Below are 24,467 nucleotides of genomic sequence, written 5' to 3' on the forward strand. Positions count from 1 at the left end.
ATAGCGCGTCGTCCCGAGACGGGCAAACAGCTCGTGCCACGCTCCGAGTTCATCCAGGCGCGACGGGGTTTGCGCCGACAGCATGCGGCCGATGGTGAAGAGCGCATGCTCGGCAGTGATGGTCGAGATGAGGGTGATACCGATCGTCAAGCCAGACTGGGAGACCGATTCAAGGAGATCCAGCACCACCGGTCCGCGATCGTCGCCCAAGCCTTCTGCGTAGACGATTGCGCGGCCGGACGGCATGAGATGCTCGCGGAGACCCGAAAGCAATGGCCGCAGCACAAGGAGTCCGTCCTCTCCGCCGTCGCCATAGACCGGGAAATCGATCGATGCCGGTACCGGCACGAAGGGCGGGTTGGCCACAATCAGCGCAAAGCGATTCTGGTCTACCGGTGCGTAGAGATTGCCGGAAACGGCGGTGAAGCGATCCTGAGTCTCGTTCAACATCGCATTGAACGTGGCCGCTTCGATCGCTCGATCAGAAAGATCGACCCCGGTCCAGACGATTCCCCGGCGGAGGGAGCTCAGGACCTGCGCAGCGATGCCCGAGCCCGTGCAAAGATCGAGCGCGTACCCGGACGACGGCAGAGAGCCGGACCGCCGCTGCAGATAGTTTGCGAGCGTGTAGGACTCCGGACCCAGGTAGATATCGGCAAGGTCAGGGTCGAAGCCGGGATAGGCGCGACTGGTGGAAACCACGAAGTACTGTCCGAGCCGGCTGACGAGTTGCAGGCCGGCGGTCGAGACGCCGTCGCCAGACGCATCGATTGCCAGCAATCCCGTCGCCAGATTCGCTTCCAGCAGATCTCGTCCGAGAATCGATTCGACCACGTCCAGCGCAAGCGGCTCGCCGAGGGTGTAGAGACGCAAGAGCAACCGTAGCGTGGGATCGAGCTGGTCGAGCACGGGGAGAAATGTCTCCAGATTCGGGAATGGAGACGTCAGATAGTCGGGGCGCAGCATCTCGTGCGCCAAGTCGAACCCATGCCGGTCGAGCGCGGAGCGGATGAGCGCAATGCTTTCTCGTTCGGGAAAGAGACGAGCACCGGTCATGATGCAACCGCCTGCTGCGCCAACTGTCGTTCGAGCTCTGGAACCTCTTCTGCAAAGTGGCAGGCGGATAGCCGCGTACCTCCGACCGAACGCAGCGGTGGCCGTTCTTGCGCGCAAATGGGTTTCGCGATCGGACAGCGCGGATGGAATGCGCACCCGGATGGCCGGTCGATCGGATTCGGGACTTCGCCTTTCAACCGAAATGACGTGGTGGTCGTTTCCGATTCCTGATGGTCGGGAATCGAATGCAGCAGGGCAAGCGTATACGGGTGCATCGGCGACGAAAAGACCTCTTCCGATGGGCCGTCTTCGACAATTCCGCCCAGATACATGACCCCGACTCGCTCACAGAGATAGCGCACCACGCGCAGGTCATGCGAGATGAACAGATAGGTGACGCCGAGACGCTGGTGCACGTCGCGCAAGAGATTGAGCACTTGCGCCTGGATCGAAACATCGAGGGCGGACACGGGTTCGTCGAGCACCAGCACTTCCGGATCGAGCGCCAATGCGCGCGCAATGTTGACCCGCTGGCGCTGGCCGCCGCTCAGCTGATGGGGATAGCGGTTGGCCAGGCTCTTGTCGAGCCCGACGAGCGCCAGCAGCTCCTCCACCCGTTTGCGGCGTTGCGCCTTGTCTCCCAGATGATGGATGCGCAATGGCTCCTCGAGGGCCGTGCCGATGCGCATGCGCGGCGCAAGCGCGGCATAGGGATCCTGGAAGACCATCTGCACCTTGCGGGGGTAGTCACGCGCCTGGGATTTGCTCAAGCGGACGATGTCCTCGGAATCGACCGTGACCTGTCCTGATGTGGGCGCCTCGAGGCGAAGCAGCACCTTGGCCAGGGTGCTCTTGCCACACCCGCTTTCGCCCATGATTCCCAGGATCTCGCCCCGTTCGACGGTGAGGTTCACATCGTCGAGGGCGACCAGCATGACGCCTTCCGCAGCGCCTCGCACCGGGTATTCCTTGACCAGATTCTCGATGACGACAACGGGCTCCCCGCTCATCGAACCCCCGCCTCCGCAGCTCCAGCCGTCAACGGATGAATACATGCAACCGCTCGCCCGCGATCGCCTATCGGGGACAAGGGCGGCTGCCCTGTCAGGCAATCGTCCTGCACGTAGCGACAACGTGGCGCGAAAACGCATCCGGGCGGCAGATTTCCTGGAGAGGGCAGCCGTCCCTCGATCGCCTGCAGCGGGAGCTCCCGGTTGGTGCGCAACGTAGGCGCCGACGCCAGCAACGCTGCTGTGTAGGGATGAACGGGATCGCGGAAGAGACTTCCGACGTCGCCAGATTCCATCATACGGCCGGCGTACATCACCATCACCCGGTTGGCCACGGTTTGAATGACTCCAAGGTCGTGGCTGACGAAGATCAGCGAAAAGTCGAGCTCGTTCTTGAGCGAGATCAGAAGATCGACGATCTGCGCCTGAATGGACACGTCGAGGGCGGTGGTTGGCTCGTCGGCAATGATCAGTTTCGGTCCCAGGAGGAGCGCCATGGCAATGGCGACCCGTTGACGCTGGCCTCCGCTCAACTCCCAGGGATAGGACTTCATGCGCGATTCCGGCGCCGAGATGCCGACCAGTTTCAGTTTTTCGATGGCGAGCGCTGCGGCATCTGACTTCGACACCTTGCGGTGCGCCCGCACGACATCGGTGAGCTGGGCGCCGACGGTGAAGAGCGGATTCAGCGATGTTTGCGGGTCCTGAAAGATGATGCCGATCTCCTCTCCGCGCATGCGGCGAAGCTGATCCTCGGAAAGGGAACGCAGGTCGACACCGCCGAATTCGATACGCCCGGACTCGATCTGTCCCGGATAGTCGACCAGACCCATGATCGACAGCGCGGCGACGCTCTTGCCGCTACCACTCTCCCCCACGATGCCAAGGCATTCGCCGGGATAGACCTCGAACGAGACATCGTCGACCGCGACGAAGCGTCCGTTGCGCGTATGGAAGACCGTGGTGAGATTGCGAACCGCGAGCCGCGGTTGCGTCGTTTCGCTCATGCCGTTTGCAACCGTGGATCGAGCAACTGGCGCAAGCCGTCGCTCATGATGTTGAGACTCAGGGTGACCAACAGGATGGCCAGACCAGGCAACGTGATGACCCACCAAGCACTGGCGATGTATTGCGTGCCGTCCAGCATCATGCCACCCAGCGATGGCGTTGGGGGCTGAATGCCAAGCCCGAGAAAGCTCAAGGTTGCTTCGAAGATGATCAATCCCGGCAGTTGGAGCGTCGCGATGATAGCGATCGCCGGAAGCACGTTGGGAAGCACATAGCGGATGCCGATACGCCAGCGGCTTGCGCCGAGCACCTGCGCGGAACGGACATAGTCGCGCTGCATCTCCTGCAAGACCACACCGCGCACGACCCGGGCGAAGTAGACCCAGCCGGCCAATCCCAGCAGCACGATCAGAATGGGGATCGAGGTCTTGGTCGCGGCCACGATAGCCATCGCGAGCACGATGTAGGGAAAGGCAAGCTGGAGATCGACCACGCGCATCAGGATTGCGTCGGTTCTGCCGCCAAACAGCCCGCTGATCAACCCGAGCGTGACACCGAGCGCCATCGAAAGACAGAGTCCCGCGAACGCCAGCACGAGCGAAACGCGCAAGCCGTAGAGGATGCGCGAGAGCATGTCGCGGCCGAGACCGTCCGTTCCGAGCGGGAATTCTGTCGAGCCGCGATCAGCGGTATCCCAGAACGGCGGGCGCAACCGTGCGGTGATGTTGTTGCGCGAGGGGTCGTGATCGGTAATCAATGGAGCGGCCAACGCTGCGCCCGCCATCAGGCAGAAGAGGAGCAACCCGGCCAAGAGGGTGCGACTTCCCTCGCGCTGGAGAAACGAGCGCCATTTCTCCGCCCACCGTTTGCCCCGGCTCTCCGGAATGAGGGGAGCGCTATCGATGTCTCCTGGAACGCCAACCAACTCCATGCGTTACGCCTCGATACGGATTCTGGGATCGAGCACCATGTAGAGCAGGTCGATTCCAAGATTGACGAAGACAAAGACCATAGCCGTCAGAATCGTGATGGCCTGAATCAATGGGTAGTCACGCGCGTTGACGGAGTCGATAGCCAATTGGCCGACACCCGGATAGTTGAACACCACTTCCGCCACGATAGTCCCACCGAGCAGATAACCGAGATCGATGCCGACGACGGTGATGAGCGGCAGCGCGGCATTGCGGAAAGCGTAGAGCCAGGTGATCCGCCGGTTGGAAATGCCAAAGGCGCGCGCGGTGCGCACATGCTCCTGATGGAATGTATCGATCATGGAGGCGCGCAATACGCGAAGATCGGCCGGGAAGACGGCGAAGGCCACCGCGATCGCGGGGAGCACCAGGCTTTTCCAGCCATCGAAACCCACCGCGGGAAACCAGCCGAAATGGACCGAAAAGACGAGCACGAGCATCAGCGCGACCCAAAAGGTGGGGGCCGACTGGCCGAGCGTGCTGGCGACAATGCCGAACCGGTCGATGGCGCTGCCGGGATGACGCGCGCCAGCCACACCGAGCGTGATTGCCACGATCAGCGCGAGGGTCAACGAGGTCAGCGCAAGCAGCGCGGTTTCTGGCACCCGTTGCCAGATCAGCTCGAACACCGGTTGCTGGTAGCGAAACGAGGTGCCGAAGTCGCCGCGCGGGATGCCAGAAACGAACTCCCACAACTGGGTCGTCAAGGGCCGATCGGTGCCGAACTGTTCCCGGTAGCTTTGCAGAATCTCGTCGCTGGCGAAGACCGGCGCTTTCATGCGGGCCGGGTCGCCGGCGGTCAACCGCATGAGCACGAAGACAACGAGCACGATGACGACGACCAGAATGACGTTCTGAGCCAGGCGTCGAAGAATGACTTTCCGCATGACGATCCTGGTTCGTCAGGCGCGCGCGTGCGCGCCACATAACACGATCGATGATGCCGAAGAGAACTCCGTGGGCGGCTGTTGAGCCGCCCACGGATTCGATCGACAAACGCGATGCTACTCCGACTTGGTCGCGAAGCGCAGAAGCGGTTCGCCCACCAGCGGAACGCGATTGTAATTTTGCACCTTGCTGGAAACGATGAACGGCCACAGCTCGTCCGAGAGGTAGAGCGACGGCTGAATGTCCCAGAGGTAACCAGCGAGGTCATTGATCTTGGCCAGGCGCTCGTCACCGGTGGAGGTGCGCTGGGCCTCGATCATTGGCGGAATGGCCGGATCGTCCAGGTGGAAGACGGCCTCCGCCGTCGGCCCGGCATAGAACCCGAGGACGAAATCGGGATCGTAGTTGAAGCTGGCCAACGTGTTGAGCGTGAGGTCGTACTGGTTGTAGCTGGTGCGGTATGCGCCGACTTCCAGGGTGGTGATATCGACGTTGATGCCGACATCCTGGAGGAACTGAGCGATCGCCTGGTCGATTTCCTTCTGATGCGGCACCAGGGTCGTGGTGGCCATCGTCAGGGTGAAGTCCTCGCCCACGGCGGCGTTTGCCAGGAGCTCCTTGGCCTTGTCCGGATCGAAGTCGAAGCGCTCAGGCTGCTCCTCGTATCCAGGGGAGTTGGTGGCAATCGACGAATAGGGAACCTTGCCGACGCCCAGCAGAATCCCATCGACAATCGCCTGGCGGTCCACAGCGAAGGCGAGCGCCTGGCGGATTTCCTGGGCGGCGAGATTGCCCTGATTCTGGTAGATGCAGACGATCTGGGTCAGGGGCGGAACGTCGATGACGTAGTAATTGTCGTCATCCTTCACCCGGTCGAGCTGCTCGGACGAGCAACGGGTGATGATGTCGGCCTGGCCGGTCAGCAGGGCGCTGACGCGCGCGTTGGCGTCCTGGATGTAGTCGAAGACGACGGTCTGAATACCGGGCGCGCCAGCCCAGTAGTCGGTGTTGGCTTCGAGCGTGACCTTGTTCTCGTCGTAGCTGATCCACTTGTACGGACCAGCGCCCATGGCACGCTGGGTGAAGAGGGTGGGATCGGCGATGTCCGCGGCCGGGAAGATCGGCGCGACCGCAAGCGATTTCTCGAGCGGGCCGAAGACTTCCGCGGTGACGACCTCGACCGTGGTGGCATCCACGATGTTGACCGACATGACCGGGAAGATCAGTCCGTGCCAGGCCATCCCCGCATCGGGGTTGCCGGCGCGGTCGAGGGTGGCTTTGACATCCTCGGCGGTTACCGGCGAGCCGTCGTGGAAGGTGACACCCTCGCGCAGGGTGAGTCTCATGGTGGTCGGGTCGGTCATTTCCCAGGCCGTGGCGAGGTGCCCGACGATCGTGCCATCGGCGCTGTCATAGCCGAGCAACGAGTCGTGGACCAGGGAAGCCACCTGGGCATCGACCAGTCCAAAGACCGTGTAGGAGTCCCACTGCGCCGAGGTCGGGGGTTCGGCATTCGCGATAACGAGCGTGCCGCTGGGCGCCGTCTGGGCGCTCACGCCCGAGACCGACGTCTCAGAGAGGAGCGCGACCGCTCCGGAAAGGGAGAGTCCCAGCGCCGCAGCGCGCTTGAGCGCTTCGCGCCGGGTCATGGTTCCGCTGGCAATCGCCTGGCGGAGCTCATTCAGTTCGAGTTCGCGTGCTTTTTCCACTGTGATTCGCTCCTTTGCGTCGAACGTCAACACCTACGACATGACAACGTTCTGGTGATGTTCCCGTCCTTTCCTGCTGTTCCTACGATCGGACTCTCGCGCAAATGACTCCGCGAACGCTGGACCTGGGGCGTGTGATGCATGAACTAGAGTCGAGTTACTTGCATCATAGCAAAAAACGCGGTAAAAGCAAAAAGGAGATTCGGCAACCAACGGGAGCAACGAAGCAGCAAGCCCACCTGCCCAGGAGTCGTGGCGTGGTCAGCGGCAAGTCCGGTCGAACTCAGCCCATCGGATCGATGTTGGCCGATACCCCGCGCCAGCTCGAGGTTCTGCGCATCATCCGCGACCATGGCGTCATCACGCGCAACGAAATCGGCAGCCTGTTGCACACGAGCGCGAGCCAGGTCAGCCGCCTCACCGCACCGCTCATCGCGCGCAGCATCGTGACGGTCGAACCGCGGTTGCCATTGGTCGAGGGTCGTCCAACCGAGCTGCTGGCATTGGCGGAAGATACGCACTTTGTGGTGGGTCTGGACGTTGGCGGTCTCGCGCAAGAGGCGGTCGTGACGAGCTTGAGCGGATCTGTGGTTGGTTCCGCGCATGCCACCGGATCGCTTCCGGGAACCCGGGCGCAAATCATCGAACGGTTGGCCGATTTGATCGATCGGGCTATCGAGGACAGCGGAGCGACGCGATCGGATGTGTTGGGGGTTGGCGTTGGTGTGCGCGCGATCATCGACCCGGTTTCCGGGGTCATCAGCGCCGGTCCGGAGACGCCTTCGTGGTCGCCGGAGTGGGCCAATTTCGACGTTCGCGGGGAGCTCGCCCGAGCGCTCCCCTGGGATCGGTTGGTCATCGACGACACGGTCCGCGCCCTGGCTGCCGCGGAACGGCAGTATGGCAACGCGCGAGGTGTCGACGATTTCGTCTACGTGCTGGCCGATTCGGGGTTGGGGGCGGCGCTCATGATCGATGGGCGGCCCTATATCGGACCGGGCCACCTGGCAGGCGAGGTGGGTCACATCACACTCGATCTCGATGGGCCGGTCTGCGGTTGCGGGCGGCGCGGCTGCGTGGAAATGTATGCCTCCACGAGCGCTATGCTGCGCAAGGGACACGACTTCGACCCGGAGATCGGTTCGATGTCCGACCTGATCGAACGCGCGCAGGACTCGGGCGATGGCGTGGGCCGAATCCTTATCGAGGGCGGAGAAGCGCTGGGACGGGTGATTGCCATCCTGCTCAACCTCCTTTCCCCCGCATTGATCGTGATCGGAGGACGCGCCACCCAATCGACGGTGTACATGGAGGCCGCCCGAACTCGCGCACAGGCGGAATCGTTGGAACAACCGTTTGGCAGCGCGCGCATCGTGACGAGCAGCCCGCTGGCAAACTCGGGCGCGCTGGGAGCCGCAACTCTGATGCTCAACCAACTCTTTGGCGCGGCGGGTGGTGCGGCGCCACCAATTCCACGCCGCCGGAGAACAGATCCCGTCTTGGCCAACCCGTTGCCAACACCAGAAGGAGCACCCTCATGAGTCGACAACCGTTGCGCGTGCTGGCGATCGGGGCCCACCCCGACGATCTCGAGTTCTACTGTGGCGGCACGCTGGCGAAGTATGCCGCGCGGGGGGACACGGTGGTGATGGCCGTGGTCACCAACGGGGATATCGGCTCTGCGACGCACTCGATGGAGGAGATCGCGGCCATCCGCAAGCAGGAAGCGCTCGATTCGGCCGCGATGATCGGCGCGGAGTTGATCTGGATGGATTATCACGACGAGTTCTTCTTTTATGACGAGTCCACCCGTCGCCACATGATCGAAGTCATTCGGTATGCAGCACCGGATGTGGTGCTCGGTCATTGGACCGACGACTATCACCCCGATCATTCGTTGAGCGGGATGGCCGCCCGCGATGCGCGCATCATGACCGGCGTCCCGTTGATCGTCACGGCTTCCGCCTATCTCAAGAAGATTCCCACCCACTTCTTCTACGACACCATGGCCGGGATCAACTTCGTGCCAGAGGTCTACGTGGACGTTACGGAGACGTTCTCGATCAAGCAGCAGATGCTGGCCTGCCACAAGAGCCAGAATGCCTGGATCAGCGATGTTTTCGAGGGCCGAAGCATTGCCCAGATGATGGAAGTGCAGACCGCGTTTCGTGGGCTGCAAGCGGGCGTGCGGTATGCGGAAGGGTTCCGGGCGTTGGAGACGTTTCCGCGGGCGCGAGATTATCGGTTGCTTCCGCTCGAGTAGCGCGATACCGAGCGGTGGCCGGTGTCCGAGGTGAGCCGATTTGGCAGGCAAGATGACTGGGCAGCCACGGAGGGCTGCGGCTACGCGGGATGGTCAGGTTGACGGGGGCAGCCACGGAGGGCTGCGGCTACGCGGGATGGTCAGGTTGATGGGGCAGCCACAGAGGGCTGCGGCTACGCGGAAAGGGCCGGTTGATGGGGCAGCCACAGAGGGCTGCGGCTACGCTGGGTGGCGGATCTTCCCTTGATCAATGGTTGTCGAGAGCGGTGATCGTCTCCGGGGTGAACAGCTCGATCGAGTCGAGTTGCAGGTCGGCGATGCAATAGCGGTGGTCGTCGCGGAGTTCATGAGGCGGGATGGCGATACAGGTCATCTTGGCGGCTTTGGCAGCGAGGACACCTGCGGGCGAGTCTTCCAGGGCCAGGCAGTTGGCAGGCGAGACTGCAAGACGGCGCGCGCATTCGATATACACCGCGGGGTGGGGTTTGCCGTACGGCTCGTGCTCGGCGGATTGCAACACGGCGAAGTCGCCGCGCAGGCCGATTTTTCCGAGCACAGCCTCGATGATCTCCATCGCCGAGGAGGAGGCAAGTCCGACCGCGTATCCGGCAGCATGCGCGGCGCGCACGGCCTCGACCGCGCCGGGAAGGGCTGCGCCCCGCTCTTCGATCAGGGCGATGACATTGCCGACGATGGCGCCTTCGACTTCGCGTTTGGAGGGTTCGCTCCACGGATGGCGGGCATACCAGAACTCGACGACCTCATCGGTGCGCAGCCCCATGGTGAGGAAACCGTCTTCTTCCACCATGGGCACGCCGATGGCGTTCATGGCGCGCGTTTCGGCGATGCGCCAGAGGGGTTCGGAATCGATCAACAACCCATCCATGTCGAAAATGACTGCTTCGATCACGCGCGCGTTACTCCCTGGGAACCGATTGCGCCCCGCCGATGGTTGGCGGTGGCGTGCCACGCCGGGGACGCACTGGCGGACGAACACGCCGCACGGGCATCCCGGCCCGTTGATTGCGCTCGATACGGTCGAGCCGAACGTGAATGCTCTGAAACTGCTCTGCAGTATTCTCGTCCGATTTCGCTGCGAACGAGCTCGCCAGCGTTGCAGTCAGGATACTGAACAGGGCGACGCCGATGAACATCAACCCGGTGGCGATGACGCGGCCGGGATTGGAGACCGGGAATTTGTCGCCGTATCCGACGGTGGAGACGGTCGAAACCGCCCACCAGAGACCGTCGCTCAGCGATCGAATATTCGATTGCGGATATTGCCGTTCGGTAGCCGTCATGGAGACGCCAAAGGCCAGCACGATGAGGAAGACCGCGCTGCCGATATAGAAGAGCGAGCGCAGACGGAAGAAGAACCGGATGCTGTTGACCGCACGGAATGCCGCGACGACGATCAACGCCAGGCGGACCAGATCTCTGGTCGTCTCTGAAACCTGAAAGAGCACCAGCGGGCCGGTCATGAGCAGCGCCAGGGCGGCAACGCGATAGGCCCGCACGCGTGAATCGTTCGTCAGGACAACCCGATAGGCGGTGTCGGCCACCAGAATGGCCCAGAAGACGATGTCCGCGATCCAGATTGCCTGTGACGATTCGAGCGAGGTGATGGCAACCCGCGGGGTGAGGAGCAGCACGAGATAGAACGCGCTGACTACGGCGATGGCAGGGTCGGCCTTGGACCGGTAGCGCTCGAAACGCCCGACTTGGGCGTCCTCCTGGACTTGCTCGGTTACCTCGCTGGGGATCATTTCGCAGGCGGCTCTTCCAGTTCGATGGAACGGTCGACGTATCGCTTGCGGGATGGCGGCATCATAGCGCAGTGCCGGACAGGCTATGCGATGATCTGCAGTACCAGGCGGATATCCTGGCAAGCGAAAGGACAACGGACGGATGCATGTCGAAGGCGTCGAGATTTTGGGGCCTGTGCCCGGCGATCTCACCGATGTCCTGCGTCCCGAAGCGCTGAGCTTCGTCGCGGCGCTGCAGCGGCGATTCAATGGGCGGCGGAAGGAGCTGCTGGGGTTGCGCCCGGCGCGGGCGGCCGCATTGGTGGCGGGAGACTACGCGGCACTGCAAAATCCCGATCCAGTCGTGCGCGAGGGTTCCTGGCAGGTGGCGCCGGCCGCTCCGGCGCTGAACGACCGCCGTTCAGAGATCACCGGTCCCACCGACCGCAAGATGATGATCAACGCGCTCAACTCGGGCGCAAAGGTTTTCATGGTCGATCTGGAGGATTCACTTTCCCCCAACTGGTGGAATGTGATCGACGGTCAGCGCAACATCATGGACGCGGTGCGCGGGACGATCTCGTTCGAGAACCCGGACGGCCGCAAGTACGCGCTCAACGATGAAACCGCCACGCTGGTGATCCGGCCTCGTGGGTGGCATTTGGACGAACGGCATGTGACGGTGGACGGTGAGCCGATGTCGGCCAGCCTGTTCGATTTCGGGCTCTCGTTTTTTCACAACGCGCGGGAGCGGCTCGATCGCGGCGAGGGGCCGTTCTACTACCTGCCGAAGCTGGAGAGTTATCTGGAAGCCCGGCTCTGGAACGATGTTTTCGTAGCGGCACAGGATGCGCTCGGTGTGCCGCAGGGTTCGGTGCGCGCGACGGTGCTGATCGAAACGATCATGGGCTCGTTTCAGATGGAGGACATTCTGTATGAGCTGCGCGATCACTCCGCCGGTCTGAATGCCGGTCGTTGGGACTACATCTTCAGCCTGATCAAGACCTTTCGCACCAGTCCGAATCACGTGCTGCCCGACCGGGTGCAGGTGACGATGGCGGTGCCGTTCATGCGCGCCTATACCGAACTGCTCGTGCGCACCTGCCACAAGCGCGGCGCGCATGCGATCGGCGGAATGGCAGCGTTCATTCCCAGCCGGCGCGATCCGGAAGTCAACCGGGTGGCGCTGGCGAAGGTACGGGAAGACAAGGAACGCGAAGCAAATGCGGGGTACGACGGCACGTGGCTGGCGCATCCCGATCTGGTGCCGACCGCCAACGAAGTGTTCGACGCCAAACTCGGTGAGAAACCGAACCAGAAAGAAAATCTGCGCGAGGATGTCGCCGTCGAGCCATGGCAATTGGTGGATACGAAGATCCCAGGGTCGTCGATCACGGACGATGGGCTGCGCATGAATGTCAGTGTTGGCATGCAGTACATCGATTCGTGGTTGCGTGGCAACGGCGCGGCGGCGATCAACAATCTGATGGAGGACGCGGCGACGGCGGAGATCTCGCGCGCGCAGATTTGGCAATGGATTCGCACCAACAGCACGACCGACGATGGCGAGGCGATTACGATCGAGCGGTATCGCGCGGTGCGTGATGAGGAGCTGGACAAGCTGGGGCGCACGCCGACGCTGGAGCAGGCGGCGGGTGTGCTCGATCTGCTGGTGGAATCGGATGATTTCATCCCGTTCCTGACGATTCCGGCGTATGCGTTGCTGGACTAGGAACATGAACGAGCGGAACGCAAGACCGGGCGGGGTTGTGGTCCGGGGAACGGGTTGCGGGGAACGAGAGATTCCTCGGCAAGCTCGGAATGACGAAGGCGCGGAATGACGAGAATGGACGGGCACGGCGGCGTCTGGTTTCGATCGGGCGGGGTTGTGGTCCGGGGAACGGGTTGCGTGGAACGAGAGATTCCTCGACAAGCTCGGAATGACGATGGCTCGGAATGACGAAGGGGAGCGAGAGATTCCTCGGCAAGCTCGGAATGACGATGGCTCGGAATGACAGTGGCTCGAAGAGACGAGAATGGTCAGGATGAACGGATGAGCGCTTCGCCGCCAACAGCGCAGTCGGCTCCGGGAGCGCTTCCCGACGGCGACTGGATTCTGCTGCGGCCGGGGAAGGCCGAGCGGCGTTGGTTTCTGCGTCATGGGCTGTTGCGTGGATTGTTCTGGACTTTGCCATTCATCATCGCGGCGATGCTCTGGGTCTTCTGGTTCGAAGTGCCGATCTCCGATCCGGTTCCCGCCGGACTTCTCGCGATTGCTCTCCTGCTCTTGCTTGCGCATCTGCTCTGGGGGGCGCTCTATCCCCGCCGATGGCTGGTGGCAATCGGGGAGCGTGAGCTAATGGTGGAACGGGGCATCCTCTTTTCGACCCGCGTGTTCGTGCCTTTCGACCGGGTGCAGCAAGTGGATGTCGTCACCACGCCCGCCATGGCGGGCTTGAACCTGACCGAGCTCGTTCTGCAATCATCCGCAGGGGGAGTGCGTGTCTATGCTCTCGGTCCGGAAGATGCCGCAACGATCCTCGAACGGGTGCGGCTGAATCAGCCGCTCGTTCCCCTCATGCACCGATGACATCCAGGCTGCGTGGCCGTTTGCGCCGCATCGAACCGAGAGTGGTCGATGAGTCGGATGCGCCGATCGATCCGATCATCGACCGTCCGCTGCACTGGTTCTCGCTGTATACCTACTGGAAAACACTGCCAATCACGATTGGTCTGGTAACGCTGTTCACGCTCCTGCCTGGCGTGATCGCGTTGATCCTGGTGATCGGATTCGGGCTGTTCTACGAGTACGGCGAGGAGCTGCCGTCTTTCCTGCGAGATACGGTGCTTCAGGACGTCATCGATTACGAGATGCAAGGCGCCGGGCCGATCATCGATCAACTGCGCAGCAACCGGTATCACCCGGAACTCACGATCATCATCGGCCTAGTGGCAGTGATGTGGATTGCGGTGCGAACGCTCCAGTGGCGCACCACCACGTATGGAGTCGATAGCGAGGATATCTGGATTCGGGGCGGCATCTTCTGGAAATGGGAACGCCGCTTGCCCATGGCGCGGGTGCAATCGCTCGAGCTTTCTTCGAGTTGGCTCGACCGGATCCTCGATCTCCGCTCGGTGGAGTTCGTTTCTGGCGCGCCGGACCGGTCGGTGGCGAGTATCCGGTTGGCGGCAATTCCCACATCAGAAGCGATTCAGATTCAGCGCATCATGCTGGGGGCGACGCACACAATTCTGGCGGACGGATTCGCCGAACTCGGGCAGGAGCGCGAGCAGGTGCAGCTTGCCAGCATCACCACCGGACAGCTCATTGCGGCAGGGACAGTTTCGAGATCAGGCTGAGTTTCGTGGGGGCTATCGCCGCGTTCCACCTGTTCAGCAAATCGTTTCTCAAGAAATTGGCGCAACGACCTGATTCACTGGTTCGTAAGCGATCGAACAGAAGCATGCGCTTGCGACCTGGTCGACTTCACCCTGCTGTTGCTGCTGGTGTTCTGGCTCTTGTCGATCGTCACTTACGCCGCCGCGTTCAGTCGGTTCCGGCTCGAACGGGCAGGGCATCTGGCGTTGATCGAGCATGGTTTGGTGACCCGGCGCTGGCGCGCGGTGCTGCTGCCACGGGTGCAAGCGATCACGTTCGTCAAAACCCCGATTCAGGGAGTGGCGCAACACCGGGTCGATACGCATGGAGCTGGCCGGTTCGCAACAGAAGACGCTCGAGCGAAGAAGATGCGCTCCCGTCGTTGCCAGAGCGAGCATTGGCGACGCTGGAGAGATTGTTCGGCGGGCGTTCTTCGAGAATCTTGCCCGTGAGATTCAGCAATTCCAGCATGTACGCCAACGTACAAGCGGACGTGCACGATGTTCTGGCCGTACCGCATTCTCGGCCTGACGGCGTCTCTGGCGGTCGACTATCTCTCGCCTGACGTTCAGTTCGAGCATCTCACGTTCCTGGGACTGGCGCTGCTGGCGATTCCGGGATATCTCTATGGCCGCAGGCAGTTCGAGACGCGGCATGGCTGATCGATTCCGACCGTGAGATGATGCGTGCGGGAACGAAATATCAACCGGCGTACCATCGTCTGTCCCGTCGATCGGTTGCAATGGCGCGGCATCAAGCAGATGACCTTGCCATTCCGCAAACCGGGCGGAGCCGCTGGTGGCATACGTGGCAGCATCCGGGAAGGTCGATGGGACGGGGAAGGGATCATCGGAACCGGGTGGCCGATTTACGATGGGCGCCTGCGGATTCGCGGCCTGCCACGAGCCGAAACAGACGAGTTGCTGAAAGCCAGATGGGACCTCAGCCAGATCAGCCGCAGTATCGGCCGCATGTCGTGTGAGCGAACGTCGGGGGCGATGGACTGGGTCGTTCCGGTTGCCGTTCGAAGCGTTTTGACGGATTGCCCGGCTCGTCCAGGACCCACCGGTGAGACGCTGGGCTAAACCCAAGTGCAGTTTCGGACTCCACATGATTCCATCATTGACTTTTCACGGCAATCGAGGAAAGTTCGAGCGGAATGAACAATCGCCGGCCTGGGCGCCGGCGATTACGAATTTCGACGATGTGGTGCGAGGGCTGGTCCGTGGACCGGCTCGACCCAGATCAGAGCAGTTTCTTTCTTGTAGCCGAGGTATCGGCCAGTTGCTGCATATGCGGCTTCAGACGTCGTGATCTTCTCCACCGAACCCAAGGAAGCCACCGGTCTTGGTTGCCTTCACGGCGGCATTGGCGGCGGTGCAGAGCAGCAACGCTTGCGCCCAGGCATCGGCATCGTCGGCGTTGCCCTTCGCGAGAATGAGCTCGTGCGACGATTTCGCGGCGGCGATTCCGTCCTCGACTGCAACTGCGCGGATTCCGGTGTGCTCTTGGCCTGCTTTCGCTTGATCGATGTCGGACGGATCGGTGTCGGTCACAATCTGTTTCGGAGAGGATTGCTGGAATCGCCGACGAAGATCGCCGAGGCGCGCATTGCGGCCATGATCTCGCGCATGAGCCCAAAAGCGCCGCTCTTTTCACTCATGCCGGCGCCGAGCACCACTGCGCCAAGCGCTGGTCAGCGTGGCAAGCTCTTCTTTGGAATAGGTGTCAGCCGGCGCCTCGACAACTTCCGTGACGGTTTCGACGACTTCGACCGTTTCGTCCTTTTGCTCTTCAGCCATAGTGCTCCCTCACCTCCTGTTGGTTGACCGAACCGACCTCAAAGGGTACCGCATCGCGTTGCGGCGGTTCAGGCTTCGCCCTTCTGGAGTCGCCTCCTCGGTTGCCTCCAGATTTGGCGCAGCCCGGTACGGCGGTGGTCTCAAAGGCGTAGGCATAGCCGACCAACCGCGCATCGGTGCAACTCGCGCCGATGAACGTGAGCCCCGCGCCAATCGCCAATCAAACCCGTGGCACCGTGATAGCGGGAGGTAGCCCGCCAGACCGTAGTAGAGCGACCACGAATGTCGAGCGAAACAAGCGCATCGACATCGTTCAGACCAGCAGGTCATCGATATACGTCTGAGCAACTTCGGTGGCCGCGGCGGCCATCTCCGCCTCTTCCGCTGCCGTGAGTGCAGGCTTCCGCTTCTTCCAGCCGGGATTACGGCCCGGGCAGCCCAGATATCTCGGTTGCTTCACCATTTGATCGCGATGATGTCCGCGCGGGCGTTTTGAGTCTTGCAGCTGGTTTCGGACAAGTAGGCGTTGACACCATCGCGCAAACCGCACGTGATGATTTGCCACCAATCGGGCTCTTCGATGCCCTGACTGTTGCACGACCACGGCTTCCGCGCCTGCGGCTTCAGGCGCATCGAGCACGCCATTGGTGCTGAACCCGGCAATCACCCTCTTCGTCACTCATGGATGGGTCGGGTCCGACCAGACCGATTCGCGCGCCCTGCAGAGCGTTGGGATCGAGCGCTGCGATGAAATCGATACCGGCGACCGGATGCCGCGGAAGAGCGTGCATCGGCTTCGTCGAGGTTGCTGGCGAAGACGGTCATGGTCATAGCGACATCGGAGACACGAATCTTGCCCATCGGCCCGGCAGAATCCCAGACGGGCGAGAGGGGAATGATGTTGTCTGCACTCACCAGGCCCACGGTCCGGTGCCTTACCCGGCCGATGGAGGCATAGGCCGACGAGGAAGACGATGGAGCCGATGGTTTCGGTGCCAATCGCCAGGGGCGCGAAGTTCGATGTGACCGCCACCGCATTGCTGTACTCGAACCGCTGGGATCGCCGCCGAAAGTGTCAGTCTGGCCGCCGTAGGCGCTATAGCCATTGGCGATCGACATGTGCATCCAGTTGGCCCACTCGGTCATGTTCGTCTTGCCGAGAATGACCGCGCCGGCGTCCCGCAACTGTTGCCTCCAGGTAGGCATCGTGAACGGCCAGACTGTCGGCTCAGCGCGACCGCGCCGGCGGTGGTGGCCATCGAGTCGCTCCGGTAGCGATGTTCTCTTGAGCAAGACCGGAATGCCCTGCGAATTGCCCTTTACCTCCCCGTTGGCGCGCTGCACATCGGCTTGAAATGGGCCAGGTAAAGCGCGTCCGGGTTGAGTTGGGAGACGGAATTGAGCTGCCCGGCATCGTAGGTGCGGATGCGGTCGACATAGAAGCACGAGTTCTGAGAGGTCAGCTTGCGCGTTCCAGAAGCCCCTGCAGTTACTGCACGTCTGCCTCATTGATCATGGCCTGGAGCTCGAGCATGCGCTCAAGGAAATCTTGGCCAATCCTTCTTCGAAGGGTGAGAAGTCGAGCGGTTCGTATGGGGTATTGGGCAACCAGGAGAAGATCGTCCGGCTGGTTCTTCCGTGGAGCCATCGTCCTGCGGGGCCGCATCGTCGTAGGTGGGCTCTTCCTCGTGGTAAAGCTCTTCCTCCAGAGGCCTCGCCGGTGTCTTCTTGCCACTCCTCATCCTGGGCATGAGTGAGCGAAACAGGCATCGCCGGCACAAATGCGGCGAGCATGGCGGCATGGCAACGAGGAGCAGACGGATTCGGATCACCAGGAATCGCCACCAGCACGAAATCGATCGACGACCAACGGGACGGTTCGCTCGATCCGGTTGGACACCGAGGTGACTGAATCCGGCGCGACACGACGTCGCGGCGAGTGTAAGACATTCACCTTAACGACGGCTGCTCCGTCCCGGCTATCCAAATGGCGGTATCCCGATGCGCGCGTAGCGGGGAGGGTGTGATCTGCTCAGTCAGGGCGTAGCGGAAGCGCTCGATGCGCTGGGAACGTGGGCCGTTGCCTGGTGGTCGCGCACAAGGTCGTCCGGCGAAGTAGGTGAAGAGATGTATGGACGCCAAAGGGAATCGTCGATGAAGCGAAACCGGCGTAAGCGCGTTCTTTCGGTGTGAGTTCCCAGCGCATCGGGTAGTCGATGACTTCCGACTCGGTCGCGCCTGCTCGTGACGCAAGATGGCGGCATTGCCGGCCACCGCGCGCAGCACTTGAGCGTCTCGATCCGTTCCTCACGTTCGGGTCACCCTGCACACCCTTGGCGGGAACCGACACCTCAGTTTGAAGACGTGCCTCATCGCCCGGGAAAATCTGTTCCTCGGCGACAGTTGCGATGCCTTCGCTGATGACGCACTCCGGGGTGTTGATGAGACCCAGAATGGCGTGCTCAGCGCCAACCACGCGCTGATAGAGATTGCGCGGTCCTTGAGGGAATGCTCGGGTGTGAAGGTAGCCGGGATAGCCTTCGTGAGCGAGTGAGGTCGGTCATGGCATTGGCACGCGGCGGAAGATCGACATTGATTTCCACCAGCGATTTGGCGTTCCCGAGATACCAGTTGTATCCCGACCAGGGCTTGTCGACGACAAGGCAGGCTCCGTCCTCGCCGGCCCGGAGATCCGACGATATCGAGCGTGCGATTCTGGTTTCGTTGAGAATCAGGTCGAACCCGGCGCGCGCCGTGGCGTTGTCAACGATGTACTGATCGCGCCCGCGCGTTCGTTCGTTCCAGCAGCAGTGCACGGCCTGGAACGATCTCTTCCAGCTCGGCAATTGCCGCGGCAAGGTGGATTCTGGCTCCATCGCGATGTCGATATCGAAGCAGGCGGCAACTTCGTCGCGATACACAACGTCGCCTTGCAGCATGCGCACGACCATATCGATGGCGGTGAGTTGCTTGTCGAGGTACTGCTGCCGAGTGGCGGGATAGCCCTGCGACGGGGTGCCTCGTGCAACACGGACCTGGTGGTGAAGCGCAGCGAGCGGCGGCATCGGCTCCATGTCGGCGGCGGCTTTGAGCTCGTCTGGGCCGACGTAGGCGTCGATGAATCCGGGAAAGTGCCGCTCGATGCCGAAGGCGATGCGCAGGTAGTCGGTACCAAAGCTCGATCGTGTTCATGCGGGAAGCTTAGCAGTCAGCATGTGAGTCGCATGGGAGAGGACGGATCGACGCCATGTGGATTGATTTCGCCAAAAACGCGCCTCGAAGGCATCACGCCCCTGCGCTCCAACGATCCGGGCCGATGCCACCACCTTGCCTACATTGATCAATCCCTGATGGTGAGCGGCGGCGTTCCGCGTTTTCTGCGACCGAACCCGTCGTGGCAGAACGACGACAGATTCCAGGTTCTCCTGTATGACGATCCCGCCGCCAGGCTCCAGCAGCGCGCAACTCCGGCGACGAGCTGAATAGTCCCCTTTATCGCTGTGTCAGCCCGTTCCGAGCAGCTCGATCCGAGATTCAGGACCGATGAGGCCACTCGTTCCGTGGTCCAGAAGCTGCTCGGCAGAGGTACGGCGCATGAACCTCATGGTCGGGCGGGTGTGAACACGAGCGGAACGAACAAGACTGCAATGAGCGAGACCACGCTTCCGATGTCGCCGCGCTCAATACGATGTGTCCCCGGGGGATACGGATCGATTCGATACCTACCGTGAATGTGCCGTCCAGTGACGGGTTGCGCTCCTCTGGATTGGCGAGCGTCGAGGAAACGACCGCCAGGCCGGTATCCCGGAACTGCGCTCCCTCGTTCGGGAATCAGGAGAGCAGGGCCTGGATGGCAACATGCCCGGTGCTCCCCGCCGCAAACGAGATACGCGCCACGACCAGTCTGCGCGGCTCATGAATCTCGAGCGTAGTCGGACCCACCGTCAGATGCAACGAGTCCTGAGGCGGCGCCCGTGGGCTTCCTCCGTAATGCTTCCATCGACAACGCGGAAGGTATCGATCTGCTGCCGCGCTGGCGCAAGCGTCAACGGGGTGAGGAGACTCGGAACCGTTCCGTAGTCGAGTGAGATCCGGGCGACAACGATTTCGTTGCTGGCAGTCAGTTCTTCGACCGCGAATCGCAGCGCGGGGAACGCCGTCGGTAGCCCGCGCAGATAGAGCAGAAGATCATGCTCGCCGGCGTCGGACGGCGCACCAGCAAGCAAGCTCGGGTGGACGACCGCGCGGATGCCGGACATGTCGCGGTTTCGACGTAGCTCTGTACCGCAAGGTAGTAGGCGCGCACTTTCGACACCGCGAGCGGGGAACCCGCGTCGATCCGGCTGCGGAGCTGCGCAGAGTCGGCAGATTGCGCAGGGTCCAGGCGTGGCGCCGGTCAAGAACGAGAACAAGAGCGAGTTGGCCATGGTTCGCCGCATACAGCACCTCCTCGGCGCCGGTGCGCGGTACCTGGGGGAGCGCACGCAGGCCTACGGTGATTGTTCGCGACCCATCACGACCAAACATCGTACCGGGTACTGAGATCGATACGTATTTCTCTGCCGAACGCTCGACTGAGGTGCTACGCAAGCCCGCGGCGCACCGCCAAGGCTGCCGCCTCGTGTCGGTTGGAAGACACCGAGCTTGGTAAAGATGCTCGATGTGTGCGTGGTGACTGTTCTCCGGCTTCGATGAAGAGCTTGTCTCCGCGATCTCGTGATCGGAGCGTTGTTCGGCCAGGAGCCGGAGCACGTCGAGACTCACGCGCCGGTGAGCCGGAACGGTCCCAGCAGGCGCGAGCTGAAGCGCGTCGGCGCGTGCGTGCGTCTCCAGCATTGCGCGTGTTTCGGCCACGATTTGCTCTGGCAGCAAGTGACCACCGTCTTCTCGAAGAGTCGCGAGTGTTTCTGCGTCGTCGAGCGAGTTGCAACGCGATCTGGCGCTCATCGAACATCGGCTCGGTCACGCGGATAAGACGGCCGCGCCAATGCGTTCCCGCGGTGCCTCAGCCGCTTTCCCAGCAAGCGAGGCCGCGCGTTCGGGTTGTCCCAGATCAACAGCCGCGGCGGTGAGCCCGTTCAGCACGCTGGTGCTGTGCTGCAGATGAGCGGTCGCTCGGTCCGATCTCGAGCGCTTCAGGTAGCGCTCCCGGCGCTGACCGGATCGCCGCGCATGACGCCGACGACACCCATTCCGCCGAGGGCGTCGACGAGCATCCAGGAGTCGTCTGCCGCTCGCATATGCGCGATCGCCTGCTCGAAGTACGCCGCGGCGGGTCGGTTCTTGCATGATCATGGCGACTCCAGGAGCGCGTGGATGCGGCCGATCATCTTCAGGGTGGGCGTCCCGTCAGGCCGGAGGTGCTGGAAGCGTGCGAGCGCCTCGATCAGGAGTGGGGCGCCGCGATCGAGATCGTTCATGCGAAATGCCAGTGCGCCGAGTCGGGCCAGCTTGTCCGCAACCACGTGGTCCAGACCGGCATCATGGGCAAGCGTCAGTTCTTCCTCCCAGTACGAGCGCGCTTCCTCGTAGTTGCCCTGGAAGTAGGCAAGCTGGCCCAGCGCGGCCAGCCCTTTCACCTTGATGTCTGCTGGAGCATCCGGATCGTGTTCGAGCGAATGGCGAATCCAGCGATTTGCTTCGACATACTGACCACCGATCTGCCAAAAGTCGTCGAGCGCAACCGCCAGGCGAAGCAGCCTGCGCCATTCGCCGGCATCGTGGAGCGTGGTCAACGCGAGTCTGAGGTTGTCCTGCTCGGGCGTCAAACGAGTGGTCCAGGCGAAGTCTCCCGGAATCGGGATCGTTGGATCGCGCGCTTCGGCCAACTCGAGGAACAGGGATGCATGGCGATCTCGCACGTCGTCGATCTCGCGCCACGCAACGAGTTGCTCGTGCCCAAAGGCTCTGACGGTTTCGAGCATGCGAAACCGCGGCTGGCCGTCTGGCTGCTCCTCTTGCCGAATCAGGCTCTTGTCGACCAGCGAGAGGAGCCCATCGAGCACCGGAGTCAGGCCGACTCCCCCAGCTTCCTCCAGGGTGAACCCGCCAGCAAAGATGGAAAGACGGCGAAACAGAGCACGTTCATCGTCGGGAAGGAGGTCGTAGCTCCAGGCGATAGCGTCCCGCATCGTCCGTTGTCGCGACGGTTGATCGAGCGGGCCGGCCGTCAGCACCGGGAGACCCTGGCTCAGCTGCTCCAGCAACGAAGAGGGCGGGAGCGACTGCACGCGGGCGGCCGCCAACTCGATCGCGAGCGGCAATCCATCCAGTTGCGTGCAGATGGCGGCAATGATCGGGGCGTTGCGCTCGGTCAGGGCGAAGTCCCGATCCGACGCGGCGGCCCGCTCGACGAACAGCCGCACAGCCTCGAATTGCATGAGCTGTTCGGTGGATTGGCCGGCGGCTGAATCGGGCAGTGTGAGGGGTGGAACCTCGAAGACGTGTTCTGCCGAGAGGCGCAACCGTTGCCGGCTGGTGACGAGGAGCTCGAGCTCGGGCGCGGCAACGAGAAGCCGCGCCAGCAGCGGCGCAGCCTCGATTATCTGCTCGAAGTTGTCCAGCAGGAGGAGCGTCGGTTGCTTGCGCAGCTCGTCGACGACCTGATGTTCCAGCGCGGCACGCCCCGTGTCCCGCAGGCCGAGGCTTTGCGCGATCGCCTGGAGGACGAACTGTTCGTCGGCGATCGCGCTGAGATCGACGCGCACCAATCGCCATTGGGCATCCGACGCTGCTACTTCGCCGGCGACATGCGCGAGGCGGGTCTTGCCTACCCCACCCGGACCCGTCAAGGTTACCAAACGGACATCCTCACGCTGCAGAAGCGCTCGAATGCGGGTTATCTCACGTTCGCGTCCAATGAACGGGGTGAACCAGACTGGTGGGGCATCGTTCGATGAGGCCACGATGGCAGTCCTCGGTGTTGGCTGTCGCCGCTGCACCGATCATGCGACCCATGGGCTCTTCCGTCAACAACACGCGCCGCCGGCATGCCGCACTGGTGCGGGAATTCCGCGTCACGAAGAGCGCTGCGCCATACAACACGACCGCGGGCTGGATCCCAGAGAGTCCAGCCCGCGGATGAATGGTTTGCTTCGATGTCCGCGCGAGGTCCGCGCTGCTGACCGACGGCTAGTAGACCTCGAGGTAGCGGTCGCGTTCCCAGCCGGAGACGTGCTTGCGGAAGGCGTTCCATTCGATGCGCTGGGCTTCGATAAGCCGCTCGAAGACGTGGTCGCCCAACGCGCGGCGGACGACCTCATCGCGCTCCATTTCGTCGATTGCTTCACCGAGCGTGGACGGCAGGGTGGGGATATTGCGGCGGCGCAGATCGTCGTCGCTGAAGTGGTAGAGGTTCTCCTCTACTGGCTCCGGCAGGTTGAGATCGTTTTCGATTCCGTCGAGCCCAGCGGCCAGCATGACCGCGAACGCGAGATAGGGATTGCACGAAGGATCGGGGCAGCGTAACTCCAGCCGGGTCGCGGCAACCTGACCACCACGGATGGCCGGCACGCGCAGCAGCGCCGATCGGTTGGTGCGCGCCCAGGAGACGTAAACCGGCGCTTCGAACCCGGGCACCAGCCGCCGATAAGAATTCACCAGGGGCGCAAGCACCCCGCACATGGCGCGGGCATGCGCCAACTGGCCGGCAATGAACTGTTTGGCGAGCGGGGAGAGCCCATAGGGATCGCTGGTGTCGACGAAGGCATTTTGACCGGTGACGATCGAGGCCAGGCTCTGATGGACGTGCATACCCGAGCCAGCGATGCCTTCCAGCGGTTTGGGCATGAAGGTCGCGTGCAGGTCATGCGCCTGGGCGACGGCTTTGAGCACGTACTTGAAGGTGACGGCGCGGTCGGCGGTCGTCAGCGCGTCGCCGTACTGGAAGCCGATTTCGTGCTGGCCGATGGCAACCTCGTGATGGCTGGCCTCGACCTCGATGCCCATTTGGGCGAGCACCTGCACCATCTCCTTGCGGATGGTGCTTGCGGGATCGGTGGAGAAGTCGAAGTAGCTGCCGCGGTCGTGCGGCAATGGGAGGATCTCACCGTCCGATGTCTGGAAGAGGAAGAATTCGAGCTCGGGACCGGTCATGAACCGGTAACCGAGTTTGTCGATCCGGTCGAGCTGGCGCTGCAGCACCGCGCGCGGGTCGCCGGGGAAGGGATCGCCGTTCGGGTTGTAGACCCAGCAGATCACCCGTGCCGTCGGGAAGGTGGAACGGTCCCAGGGGAGTTCGGCATAGGTGGAAAGATCGGGCACGAGGTACATGTCCGACTCTGCGATGCGGGTGAATCCGGCGATCGACGAGCCGTCGATCCACTGGCCACCGTCGATGACATGCCCAAAGACCGACGCCGGGATGGTGACGCTCTTGACGATGCCCATGACATCGGTGAACTGAAGATTGATGAACTGGATCCCGTCTTCCTCGACACGTGCCAGGATTTCTTCCTTGGTCGGAACGGGAACGGGGGCGTGTTTTGGCGCCATGGTCATTCTTCCTCGTTTCGGCGATCGCTCGCGACGTTGCGCCGCGCGAGCTTCATGGTTGTCCGTGGGAGCGGACCATTATGTCCGCTGCCGAGCGTTCCATTCGGGTGCGACGCGAGCCGCGATAGCGCGGACGCTTCTCG

The 24,467-nt window shown here is 62.5% G+C and carries 22 protein-coding genes; 7 read left to right on the top strand and 15 right to left on the bottom strand.

Features of this window, described 5'->3' with window-relative positions:
* The 6 genes from R2855_06215 to R2855_06240 all read right to left on the bottom strand — a co-directional run.
* Positions 1-1,056: methyltransferase (locus R2855_06215; GenBank protein ID MEZ4530609.1), on the bottom strand; the 1,056-nt coding region annotated here is incomplete at its 3' end.
* Positions 1,053-2,066, bottom strand: a complete 1,014-nt coding sequence (locus R2855_06220) for an ATP-binding cassette domain-containing protein (GenBank protein ID MEZ4530610.1) — start codon at positions 2,064-2,066, stop codon at positions 1,053-1,055. The genes R2855_06215 and R2855_06220, both read right to left, overlap by 4 nt.
* Complete coding sequence (locus R2855_06225) at positions 2,063-3,073, bottom strand: ABC transporter ATP-binding protein (protein ID MEZ4530611.1); 1,011 nt, start codon at positions 3,071-3,073, stop codon at positions 2,063-2,065. The genes R2855_06220 and R2855_06225 overlap by 4 nt, the downstream gene beginning before the upstream one ends.
* Positions 3,070-4,005: an ABC transporter permease gene (locus R2855_06230; GenBank protein MEZ4530612.1), complete on the bottom strand. Its 936-nt coding sequence runs from the start codon at positions 4,003-4,005 to the stop codon at positions 3,070-3,072. Before R2855_06230 ends, R2855_06225 begins: the two co-directional genes overlap by 4 nt.
* Positions 4,006-4,008: 3 nt before the next feature.
* The gene (locus R2855_06235) at positions 4,009-4,932 is read right to left on the bottom strand and encodes an ABC transporter permease (protein ID MEZ4530613.1); all 924 of its coding nucleotides are present in this window, start codon (positions 4,930-4,932) and stop codon (positions 4,009-4,011) included.
* 117 nt (positions 4,933-5,049) lie between these two features.
* Positions 5,050-6,642, bottom strand: coding sequence for an ABC transporter substrate-binding protein (locus tag R2855_06240; protein MEZ4530614.1), 1,593 nt, complete (start codon positions 6,640-6,642; stop codon positions 5,050-5,052).
* Between the two features lie 257 nt (positions 6,643-6,899).
* On the opposite strand from R2855_06240, the gene R2855_06245 reads away from it, so the two are divergent.
* Positions 6,900-8,183, top strand: coding sequence for an ROK family transcriptional regulator (locus tag R2855_06245; protein MEZ4530615.1), 1,284 nt, complete (start codon positions 6,900-6,902; stop codon positions 8,181-8,183).
* Positions 8,180-8,905 carry a PIG-L family deacetylase gene (locus R2855_06250; GenBank protein MEZ4530616.1) on the top strand — a complete coding sequence of 242 codons (726 nt, stop codon included), beginning with the start codon at positions 8,180-8,182 and terminating at the stop codon, positions 8,903-8,905. The genes R2855_06245 and R2855_06250 overlap by 4 nt, the downstream gene beginning before the upstream one ends.
* A gap of 247 nt (positions 8,906-9,152) precedes the next feature.
* Here R2855_06250 and hxpB read toward each other — a convergent pair whose 3' ends face one another.
* Positions 9,153-9,815 (bottom strand): hexitol phosphatase HxpB, encoded by a 663-nt coding sequence (gene hxpB / locus R2855_06255; protein ID MEZ4530617.1) that lies wholly within the window; start codon positions 9,813-9,815, stop codon positions 9,153-9,155.
* Between the two features lie 7 nt (positions 9,816-9,822).
* On the bottom strand, positions 9,823-10,671 hold the full coding sequence (locus R2855_06260; protein MEZ4530618.1) for a potassium channel family protein: 849 nt from the start codon (positions 10,669-10,671) through the stop codon (positions 9,823-9,825).
* Between the two features lie 142 nt (positions 10,672-10,813).
* On the opposite strand from R2855_06260, the gene aceB reads away from it, so the two are divergent.
* The 5 genes from aceB to R2855_06285 all read left to right on the top strand — a co-directional run bounded on the left by aceB (position 10,814) and on the right by R2855_06285 (position 15,114).
* Entirely contained in the window at positions 10,814-12,382 is a 1,569-nt protein-coding gene (aceB, locus tag R2855_06265; protein MEZ4530619.1) for a malate synthase A, read from the top strand.
* Positions 12,383-12,703: 321 nt separating this feature from the next.
* On the top strand, positions 12,704-13,240 hold the full coding sequence (locus tag R2855_06270) for a PH domain-containing protein (GenBank protein ID MEZ4530620.1): 537 nt from the start codon (positions 12,704-12,706) through the stop codon (positions 13,238-13,240).
* Between the two features lie 41 nt (positions 13,241-13,281).
* Positions 13,282-14,010, top strand: coding sequence for a PH domain-containing protein (locus tag R2855_06275; protein ID MEZ4530621.1), 729 nt, complete (start codon positions 13,282-13,284; stop codon positions 14,008-14,010).
* Between the two features lie 519 nt (positions 14,011-14,529).
* Positions 14,530-14,691, top strand: coding sequence for a hypothetical protein (locus tag R2855_06280; protein ID MEZ4530622.1), 162 nt, complete (start codon positions 14,530-14,532; stop codon positions 14,689-14,691).
* A gap of 24 nt (positions 14,692-14,715) precedes the next feature.
* The gene (locus R2855_06285; GenBank protein MEZ4530623.1) at positions 14,716-15,114 is read left to right on the top strand and encodes a hypothetical protein; all 399 of its coding nucleotides are present in this window, start codon (positions 14,716-14,718) and stop codon (positions 15,112-15,114) included.
* A 216-nt stretch (positions 15,115-15,330) separates the two neighbouring features.
* Here R2855_06285 and R2855_06290 read toward each other — a convergent pair whose 3' ends face one another.
* The 7 genes from R2855_06290 to R2855_06320 form a co-directional block, all read right to left on the bottom strand.
* Entirely contained in the window at positions 15,331-15,585 is a 255-nt protein-coding gene (locus R2855_06290; protein ID MEZ4530624.1) for a hypothetical protein, read from the bottom strand.
* A 99-nt stretch (positions 15,586-15,684) separates the two neighbouring features.
* Positions 15,685-15,831, bottom strand: a complete 147-nt coding sequence (locus tag R2855_06295) for a hypothetical protein (protein ID MEZ4530625.1) — start codon at positions 15,829-15,831, stop codon at positions 15,685-15,687.
* Between the two features lie 313 nt (positions 15,832-16,144).
* Positions 16,145-16,291: a hypothetical protein gene (locus R2855_06300; GenBank protein ID MEZ4530626.1), complete on the bottom strand. Its 147-nt coding sequence runs from the start codon at positions 16,289-16,291 to the stop codon at positions 16,145-16,147.
* Positions 16,292-18,293: 2,002 nt separating this feature from the next.
* Positions 18,294-18,896 (bottom strand): hypothetical protein, encoded by a 603-nt coding sequence (locus R2855_06305; GenBank protein MEZ4530627.1) that lies wholly within the window; start codon positions 18,894-18,896, stop codon positions 18,294-18,296.
* Positions 18,897-19,775: 879 nt separating this feature from the next.
* The gene (locus R2855_06310; GenBank protein MEZ4530628.1) at positions 19,776-20,090 is read right to left on the bottom strand and encodes a hypothetical protein; all 315 of its coding nucleotides are present in this window, start codon (positions 20,088-20,090) and stop codon (positions 19,776-19,778) included.
* A gap of 1,032 nt (positions 20,091-21,122) precedes the next feature.
* The gene (locus tag R2855_06315; protein MEZ4530629.1) at positions 21,123-22,736 is read right to left on the bottom strand and encodes an NB-ARC domain-containing protein; all 1,614 of its coding nucleotides are present in this window, start codon (positions 22,734-22,736) and stop codon (positions 21,123-21,125) included.
* A 226-nt stretch (positions 22,737-22,962) separates the two neighbouring features.
* Entirely contained in the window at positions 22,963-24,330 is a 1,368-nt protein-coding gene (locus R2855_06320) for a glutamine synthetase family protein (protein MEZ4530630.1), read from the bottom strand.
* Between the last annotated feature and the right edge of the window lie 137 nt (positions 24,331-24,467).

The sequence above is a fragment of the Thermomicrobiales bacterium genome (assembly GCA_041390825.1).
GTDB lineage: Bacteria > Chloroflexota > Chloroflexia > Thermomicrobiales > UBA6265 > JAMLHN01.

Coding starts and splice junctions, on each gene's coding strand:
- R2855_06280 (MEZ4530622.1), top strand. CDS start 14,530: ATGTTCTGGCCGTACCGCATTCTCGGCCTGACGGCGTCTCTGGCGGTC.
- R2855_06235 (MEZ4530613.1), bottom strand. CDS start 4,932: ATGCGGAAAGTCATTCTTCGACGCCTGGCTCAGAACGTCATTCTGGTC.
- aceB (MEZ4530619.1), top strand. CDS start 10,814: ATGCATGTCGAAGGCGTCGAGATTTTGGGGCCTGTGCCCGGCGATCTC.
- R2855_06230 (MEZ4530612.1), bottom strand. CDS start 4,005: ATGGAGTTGGTTGGCGTTCCAGGAGACATCGATAGCGCTCCCCTCATT.
- R2855_06225 (MEZ4530611.1), bottom strand. CDS start 3,073: ATGAGCGAAACGACGCAACCGCGGCTCGCGGTTCGCAATCTCACCACG.
- R2855_06270 (MEZ4530620.1), top strand. CDS start 12,704: ATGAGCGCTTCGCCGCCAACAGCGCAGTCGGCTCCGGGAGCGCTTCCC.
- R2855_06260 (MEZ4530618.1), bottom strand. CDS start 10,671: ATGATCCCCAGCGAGGTAACCGAGCAAGTCCAGGAGGACGCCCAAGTC.
- R2855_06220 (MEZ4530610.1), bottom strand. CDS start 2,066: ATGAGCGGGGAGCCCGTTGTCGTCATCGAGAATCTGGTCAAGGAATAC.
- R2855_06305 (MEZ4530627.1), bottom strand. CDS start 18,896: ATGCCGCCGCTCGCTGCGCTTCACCACCAGGTCCGTGTTGCACGAGGC.
- R2855_06250 (MEZ4530616.1), top strand. CDS start 8,180: ATGAGTCGACAACCGTTGCGCGTGCTGGCGATCGGGGCCCACCCCGAC.
- R2855_06310 (MEZ4530628.1), bottom strand. CDS start 20,090: ATGTCCGGCATCCGCGCGGTCGTCCACCCGAGCTTGCTTGCTGGTGCG.
- R2855_06295 (MEZ4530625.1), bottom strand. CDS start 15,831: ATGGCTGAAGAGCAAAAGGACGAAACGGTCGAAGTCGTCGAAACCGTC.
- R2855_06320 (MEZ4530630.1), bottom strand. CDS start 24,330: ATGACCATGGCGCCAAAACACGCCCCCGTTCCCGTTCCGACCAAGGAA.